Here is an 8181-nt window from a genome sequence, read left to right on the forward strand (position 1 = left end):
ATACGACGCCGGGACATGGCATTTGGCCGAAGGTGGGGCTCACGTCCGAGCGTTGATCTATATCATCTCCATGCCGGGTCATTTGATGGGGGCCGGAACTCATCACGGGATTAGGGCTCAATCACGCCCAGGCCAGACGAGCTCAGCGGCAGGCTCCGCAGCGAGCGGAGCCCGCACATCGACTTTAGGAATTCATCGAGTCTCCTGTGGGCGCTTGTTTATCAGTCCAACGATTCGACAGGCAGGACACCTAACCCGGGCCCGGGAATGAGCTTCACAGGCGACTGTCGAGCCGGGAGGCGTTCGTTAAGCCTTTCGTCGGAGTCCGGCCTGTTCCACTAGTTCCGTCATCCATGGCCGATGCCCGTGGTAAAACTTCATCCCTTCGGGCAGTCCCTGGACGGCAGGGACGGAACCCGAAATGTCGATGCTGATCCGACCTCCGGCCATGGGCGCATTGGAGATGTGCAGATCACCGTACGACTCCGGGAGCACCGGGTCCAGCCAGAGGCCTCCGCGGGAAACATGCGCGTCATACCGCATCAAGCTCGTCACCAGCTGGATCGGCGTGGTGGCGGCCCAGGCCTGAGGCGAGCACGCCGTCGGATAGGGCACGGGTGTGGTCAGCTGCTCCCGGCTGAATCCGCAAAACAATTCCGGCAGCCGGCCCTCCGAGTACTCGGCAGCCTCCAGCAGGGCCGTGGCGATCCGCTGCGCCTGCTCCACGAAGCCGTAGCGGACCAGGCCGGCCGCGATGATCGCATTGTCGTGCGGCCACACCGAGCCGTTGTGGTAGCTGGCCGGATTGTAGGCGCCCATGTCGGAAGCCAGGGTGCGCACCCCCCAGCCGCTGAACATCTGAGGGGACATCAGCCGCTCGGCCACTAGCGGTGCCTTGTCCACATCGACGATGCCGTTCCACAGGCAGTGACCCATGTTGGAGGTGCAGGCGTCCACGGGGCGCTTGTCTTTGTCCAGCGCGACGGCATAGTAGCCGCGATCGGGTAGCCAGAACCGCTCGTTGAACCGTTCCTTCAGCCGCGCGGCGCGGTCTACGAGATCGGCAGCTAAAGCCTCATCGCCGGCGTCGTACGCCATCCATGCGCGGGACATGTACGCGGTGTAAACGTAAGCCTGCACCTCGCACAGCGCGATCGGCGGCTCGGCCAGGGTGCCGTCCGCGAAGTTGATGCCGTCCCAGGAGTCCTTCCAACCCTGGTTGATCAGCCCTCGGTCATTGAGGCGCTCATACTCGACGAACCCGTCGCCGTCCCGGTCTCCGTAGTCCCGGATCCACTCCAGGGCCCGGTCCGCATGAGGCTGCAGGGCGGCAATGGTCTCCTTGGCGAATCCCCAGCGGCTGACTACGCCGAGCAGCATCACGAACAGCGGCGTGGCGTCGATGCTGCCGTAGTAGGCGGACCTGCCGCCCAAAGCCAGCCCGCTGGAGACACCGAGCCGGACCTCGTGCAGGATCTTGCCCGGCTCCTCCTCGCTCATCGGATCCACCACGGTGCCCTGGCGGTCGGCCAGGGTCTGCAGCGTACCCAGCGCCAAGGACGGGTCCACCGGCATAGCCATCAGGGATGCCCAGATCGAGTCGCGGCCAAACAGGGTCATAAACCAAGGCGCGCCGGCGGCCACCACGACCCGCGACGGGTGGTCTGGGTCCTCGATCCGCAGGGCGCCCAGATCATCGTAGCTGCGCCGCAGGGTCCGTTCGATCGACCGGTTGCCCATCTGCAGCACCGGAATCCGGTCCACCCACTCCCGGCGGCGCCGGTCGTTCGGAGACATCCCGCTCGCAGTCGAACGAACGAAGCGCGGCGTCGGACCGGTGCCGTCGACGATAGGCACCACGCTGAGCAGGGTGCTCCAGTGCCCGTGCGCCGGGACGACCGCCCGATACATCAGGGCTTCGGCCGTGGCGACGGCGCCGTCGGCTTTAGCGAAGACACCCTTGCGGACGTCCTGCCAGTTGGCCCGGATGGTCAGCGAATCACCGTCTGCTTCGCGGGTTTCGTCCCAGCGCCGCTGGATCCGTGCCTCCTTGACCTCGAAAAGGTCCGCGAAGTCCGATTCAACAGTGACGGAAACCTCGCACTCGGCGGCGTCCGCCGAGTGGTTCCGGACCGTGATCTCTTCCACTATCCCGGCCCCCACTTCCCGCAGCCGCTCCACGATCAGCGCGCTGTCGGCATACCCGTCCGAGCGTGGAACCCGGCCGACAAACAGCGCCCGGTACGGCTCCTTCGTTTCCGCCGCCAGTGGCTCCAGCACCTGGCCGTTGACGGTCAGATTCCAGCGGGACAGGATCCGGGTGTCCTCATGGAAAACCCCGTGCGGGTACTCCGGATAGATGTCCCCGTTTGCTAAAGAGATACAGAAGGATGAACCCTCCACCAACGTAACAGTCCCGGCACCCAGCGGACCGGCAGCCGTGTCAGCATTCCATCCAGCCATCCCGGCCCCTTCAAGAGATAACACCAGCGAGCCTTGGCCGTTCTAGCTCATGCCGCTGTGAGTCGTCGCCCTTCTTCGATCGACGCTACTCTTGCTTGCACTCGGATACCAGAACCCCCAGACTTGTTGGAATTCCTGCGCGGAGGTGACGCCGGTTCTGGAAACCCTTGCCCCACAATCCCTCACGCCACTCCGGGCCATGACACTTGGAGGTATCCATTTAGGAAACGGAACCAAGCCCGCTCGAAACCCTTGACTGCACCGTTACCCTTACCCGGCCGATAACCCTGCCAGCGTCCCGATTTGCACACTCGATACGCACCTGCCGGCCACACCCTGGCTTGCGGTAAAGTGATTCTGCCCTCGATCACCCGGCTGAACTCCTACCTTGGCAGGCCTCAGACGTGCGCCGGGTCCGGCGTTGACGAGCGCCCGGACGGCGCTCGGGCCGATAACCCGCTTAGCCAGTTGCAGGTTGGCAGCGTGGCCAGAAGCATCCTTTAGGGCTGGCTAAGGATAGGCCCGGTTTAGTCCTGCGCTCCCGGAAGGGTCCTCGAACGCGATGACTCCGACGGAAGCTGGGACATTGCGGAACATGGACCGGAGGCTGGCGCTTATTGCCTCCCCTCAGCCCTCATCGCAAGGGTCTCCCCGGGCCCCCGCACGGATGGGCTCCCGGGACTTTAGATCTCCATAGCTAGGTATCAGCTCGCCCGACGCCCTTGTCTGATAACGGCGGAAGGGAGGTAATTCAGCTCGTTCTGCCATATGTTGCTTGACATGAATCCATGTTGAATGACATGCTCAACTCGTTCGCTTCATAACAGACTAGGAAAGCCCGAGCGCTGGGAAACGCGTAAAGGCAAGAGAGGCCAGCGCCTCAGAACGACCGTCGCCCATGGAGTCCGCAGGGGTACATCGCCTACGTCTTGCGGCGTCGGACGACCCCGGTACGGGTCCGCCCATTCGCCAGGACGTCGATTTATCGAATGGCGTCAGCTTGTTGAACCAAGGACGTCGAAGGCGGGTACGACGGGACGACATGCCGCTGGCGTGTTCCGCAACACCACACCACTCAGGAGAAGAGTCATGACAAGACGGTTCGATCAGGGACCGTGGGCTGTTGACGGCATCCAGACCGTACAGCCAGGGGTGCACCGCGTTCCCCTGCCGCTGCCCCATGACGGCCTGAAGGCCGTCAACGTTTATCTGCTGGAGGACCTCGCCGAGGACGGCGGGCTGATCATGATCGATGGCGGATGGGCGATCCCGGAAGCGCGCAAGGCCCTCAAGGAAGCTCTATCCACCATCGGTCGAGATCTTGGCGATATTAGTCACATTCTCGTCACCCACATCCACCGCGACCACTACGCGCAGGCAGTTGAACTGCGGCGGTCACTGGGCTCCCGCGTCTACCTCGGCGCTGGGGAGCTTCCAGGTCTGGAGATGCTTAACACCGTTCGCGACGGCCTGGCATCCCCGCTCAAATCCCTGCGGCAGGCAGGAGCCGGCGAACTGGCAGACCACGTCCAGGCGACCCACCCTAACCCGTACCAGCCCAACGACTGGGAGACCCCGGACCGCTGGCTGCATGCTGAGATTCTGCACTTCGGCGGCGGAGAACTCCAGGTTATCCCCACTCCCGGCCATACACAGGGGCATGTGGTCTTCCTGGACAAACGGCGCGGACTGCTGTTCTCCGGGGACCACGTTCTGCCGCATATCACGCCGTCCATCGGCTTTGAACCGATCGAACCCACTCGCCCGCCATTGGCGGCCTACCTCGATTCGCTACACCTGATGACCCAATTCCCCGACACCCTCCTGCTGCCCGCGCACGGACCCGTCGCCGACAGCACCCATACCCGGGTCGCCGAGCTGCTTGCCCACCACAACGATCGGCTGCGCGAGACCGCCGACGCACTCGGTGATGGTAGGCACGACGCGTTCGAGGTAGCGCGCCGGCTCCCATGGACCCGCAGGGTGGTCCCATTCAGCGAGCTCAGCTCCTTCCACCAGATGCTCGCGGTCAACGAGACTGTCGCCCATCTGGACGTCCTGGTTCTGCAAGGCCGAGCCATGGTGGCGTCCATGGACGGGGCAAACCAGTACCAGCGAGAGCGGTGACCGTAAAGAATAGCGGGACGCACGCAGCCAAGTGCAGACCCGCCTGACCTGTAGCCGACTTATGCATGACGTTAATAGGACAGGCAGGCCGTTCCTGTTAAGCGAGCGTCGCACCGGCCTGCCTGTAAAAGTGGACGCCGTGGGCCTGCGCTGACTCCTGCTCGGGCGCCCGAGTTGGGGCCTCCCTGCGGTGCTTCATTGGTCTCCTATCCGGGATGCTTGTTGGGTGTCTCGTACTTCTGTTTTGAGTGATAGGCAGTGGACCCGCATTCAGCCGTTGCTGCTGTCGTTTGCGGGTCGCTGGGGTCGCCCCTTCCGGGACGATCGCCGGGTTGTGGAGGGCATCATCTACCGGTATGGGTGGGGATCGCTTGCTGGATGTTCCGGCCGTTCGGTCAGTGGCATACGCTTTGGAAGCGGCACCGCCGCTACAGCGCCGATGGAACTTGGGACAAATCCTTGCCCCGCTGCTGACAGTCGCGGATCCGCGTTGAAGAGGGTGGTCTATCTCTGTGACTGGACAGTGCACCGCATCCACTAGCAGGCACCCACCTTTCCCGCACCGGGGGCCGCGTCGATTTACGTGAATCTGTTTGCTGACTGACAAACTCGCGCCCACTTACCGCGGCGAGCCGTACTTAGAGCAGTCAGCTTATGGCTTATGGCTTTACGAGACGCACCCAAGCGGCAACCAGCAACAGGCAGCGACGTCGCGAGAACGCAACGACGCGGACGAACGTTCTCAAGTCTGTTCACTCGGACGCGTCGGCGGGGTTGTTGTGTCCTGGGCAAGGAAATCCTCTACCCGGGCCTCCGCGGACCCCCAGTCGAAGAAATCCCACATGCGCGTCCGTGTGACGTGGGGAGGGCCCGCGTAAAACAGTTCGTATTGCTGGTTTCGACTCGCCAGTTCGGAACCGACCAGATTCCACATCAGGCGGATTAGCCGATACTTCTCCAGCGCAGAATCGAAGTCCTCGGTCCGGTTGAGTTCCAGAAAGAGTGATCGTGTGTATTCGTCATCGAAAGCGCTGACGTCAGCCGGTTGCTGGAATGCATGGCTGGCGAGCATTATTTGTATCTCTTTGGCAAACTCCGGGAAATACTCCATGGACCAGTTACTCGTGGCATACATAAATTGCCGGTCCTGTGACACGTACCCGTTTGGCCAGGACTCAGGGTGGGCTTCTTGGGCGACGACGCCGGCCTCTAGCATCTTCACTCTGGCCGCGAGCCCACCGAAGACACCCTGTACCGCTGGGTTGCCCGTGAATTCTAGAGCATCGCCCAGTCGCTTCGCGGCCGCGAGCATGAAACGCATCTTAACCAGAAGCCGGATGTGGGCCTGTGCGTTGCCGAGGGTATGGCCCGGGGTGTCAACGAAAAGACCGTAGCTGGCACGCGGGTCGTCGAGGACGAACACGCGGTCCCACGGCAGGTGGACGTCATCAAAATAAAGGGCCGCGTCGGTTTCGTCAAAGTCGGCTAGTGGATCGTCAATCCTGCTCACGGCTTGAGCCGCGTATGGCTTACGGGCGAGGATCCGCACGCCTGGATGATTGGCCCGTATCCCGAAGCTGACAGCGACGGCCTCGTCGCCGGACCTTAGCGGCTGCGCGTTCCCGACGAGTATCTCATCACACAAGGCACCGCCAGTCGCAAGCGTCTTGAACCCACGCACGGTGACACCGTCCCTGTCGGTGCCCACCACGCGCATCGCATTTTGCACGCTTCCCGACTTGCCCGACTTGCTGCCGGCAGGCGGTAGCACAGCGAAGGAGAGGTAGAGATCGTTATCACGGATATAACGCCAGTAGTTGACCAAATTATCCGAGAATCGGGTCGAGCCGGTCACCTCCGGCCTACATGCCATACCCGTGACCATGGCGGCCACATGGTCGGGTGATCGCCCGAACAGCCCGTTGCTCACGTTTGCCCAAGCTGTATGTAGCTGCCTCCGTGCCGCAAGATTCTCGACCGAACGCGGCCTGAGGAAGTTGACATTCGTCTTCTCCCCCGTCTCCGGCTCGACATAACTCAGGGAAGGATCTGACGCGGACAAATCGAATAAACGGGCGATTGTGCGCGCACCACCAGCGAAGCCGGGATAACGCACTACATCCTCAACAAGCCGTCCCCCAACGTAGACCTGGCGCCCGTCCCGAAGAGAAGCCAGGTAGTCCTCACCGCTTCGTAGCATGGGAAGCCCTTCTTTCCGGAAGAATGAAATCAAACATACAATTCAGAGGCTCATCGGGGTTCTTGGTTTGGTGTTCCAAACCAAGGAGTATTGATGATGTAAGTCACATCCCATGCCATGTATCATAAGAACATGTCAGCCAGCACGTCAATGAGCGTGTGCGTTACTCTCCTGTAGGGTGACAGGCTCTTGCGAACATGCTTTAGCTTCAAACTGGAAGAAGTCGAGAGATGACTATGAACGACATCCCGGTCAGGGACAACGGCCGCCTCGACATCAGTGCTGTGAGACGTCAGCAGATCATCATGGCCTCACGAAAACTAGTGTCCACTGAAGGCGTCGGTGCCGTAACGATTGCACAGATCGCCAAGGTCATGGGTACTTCACGGGGTGTAGTGAATCACCACTTCGAAAGCAAGGAAGAGATCCTGCGCGCGACGCTGATGAGCGCCTTGAAGGACGCCAGTGCTGCAACGGACCAATCGGTCGCAGCTAAAGACGACATAGGTGAAGTCACGCGGCTAGTAGTAGGGCTCGCGTCCTCAGAAAACGACTGGTGGCCGGTATACATCGCCTTCCTGGCCGAGTCTGCCAGCCACCAGTTTGCGAGGAAGATGATCCAGGAATCCGACCGCGGCTTCCGTGCAAATCTTGCGAAAGCACTCGGAGACGAAGCCAGAGCCGGCGTGGTCTTGGGGCTCATGAAGGGTCTGGCGCTTCAGCGCGTCGTCGACGACACGTTCGACGTGGATGAGGCAGTTGCGGCTGCCATTCAGTTGCTCTCCCGCTGGCAGCGAGTAGAGGTTTGATAATCCGCCCAGCGCCCCATGGAGGCAGACCCACTGGAGCTCGTTAAGCGCTTCGTAGGAGTACCCGTGGCCGCGTCGGCTGTCTTGTGATCGTCCTCTTAGAGCTCTAGGCTCCTTTCGACTTCTATTCGTCGGATCCAACAGTGGTGGTCCGCATCAGGGTAGCGGGCAGTGTCTGAGGCGGAAGCAGTTGCGAGCGTGCGGATGGTAGTTCCCCCTATCTCGTGACCGTCTTTAGGCCGAGAGGCATTCAAACAGCCAGCGGCCGGCTTCTCGTGTCAATGGGTAATCGATAGATTCACATGGCCCCTAACACTGGCACGTCGCGTTCACTTCCAAGGTCTGTCCGTAAGGGACGTCAGCGCTGACGGCGATGGGGAAAGTAGTGTTTCCGTGGCGGGTCACCAGAATGCCGTACCGACCCTCTACTATGGCTTGTTGGATTGCCGCGCCTTCTGTCGGTGACGGTCGAAAACTGAGCCATTGTGACGGTTGAAAACTGAGCCACTCATTCCAAACGATTGGGTGGGTGATCACAGTGGAGGATTGGGCGCTTATTCGGCGGTTGCATCTTGCCGAGGG

General features: G+C 61.5%; 4 protein-coding genes. 2 read left to right on the plus strand and 2 right to left on the minus strand.

What is annotated here, in order from left to right:
* Positions 1-306: 306 nt before the first annotated feature.
* Positions 307-2463, minus strand: coding sequence for a glycogen debranching N-terminal domain-containing protein (locus J7I89_RS23530; protein WP_214975553.1), 2157 nt, complete (start codon positions 2461-2463; stop codon positions 307-309).
* A 1089-nt stretch (positions 2464-3552) separates the two neighbouring features.
* Here J7I89_RS23530 and J7I89_RS23535 point away from each other — a divergent pair.
* Entirely contained in the window at positions 3553-4590 is a 1038-nt protein-coding gene (locus J7I89_RS23535; protein WP_214975555.1) for an MBL fold metallo-hydrolase, read from the plus strand.
* A gap of 742 nt (positions 4591-5332) precedes the next feature.
* Here the strand turns inward: J7I89_RS23535 and J7I89_RS23540 are convergent.
* Positions 5333-6823 (minus strand): 4-hydroxyphenylacetate 3-hydroxylase N-terminal domain-containing protein, encoded by a 1491-nt coding sequence (locus tag J7I89_RS23540; protein ID WP_214975557.1) that lies wholly within the window; start codon positions 6821-6823, stop codon positions 5333-5335.
* A 197-nt stretch (positions 6824-7020) separates the two neighbouring features.
* On the opposite strand from J7I89_RS23540, the gene J7I89_RS23545 reads away from it, so the two are divergent.
* On the plus strand, positions 7021-7599 hold the full coding sequence (locus J7I89_RS23545) for a TetR/AcrR family transcriptional regulator (protein ID WP_214975559.1): 579 nt from the start codon (positions 7021-7023) through the stop codon (positions 7597-7599).
* Positions 7600-8181: the final 582 nt, after the last annotated feature.

The organism is Arthrobacter sp. ISL-5 (genome assembly GCF_018613835.1).
GTDB lineage: Bacteria > Actinomycetota > Actinomycetes > Actinomycetales > Micrococcaceae > Arthrobacter.

Bases quoted from the DNA above. Each gene is read 5' to 3' on its own strand.
- J7I89_RS23535 (WP_214975555.1), top strand. From the start codon at position 3,553: ATGACAAGACGGTTCGATCAGGGACCGTGGGCTGTTGACGGCATCCAG.
- J7I89_RS23545 (WP_214975559.1), top strand. From the start codon at position 7,021: ATGACTATGAACGACATCCCGGTCAGGGACAACGGCCGCCTCGACATC.
- J7I89_RS23530 (WP_214975553.1), bottom strand. From the start codon at position 2,463: ATGGCTGGATGGAATGCTGACACGGCTGCCGGTCCGCTGGGTGCCGGG.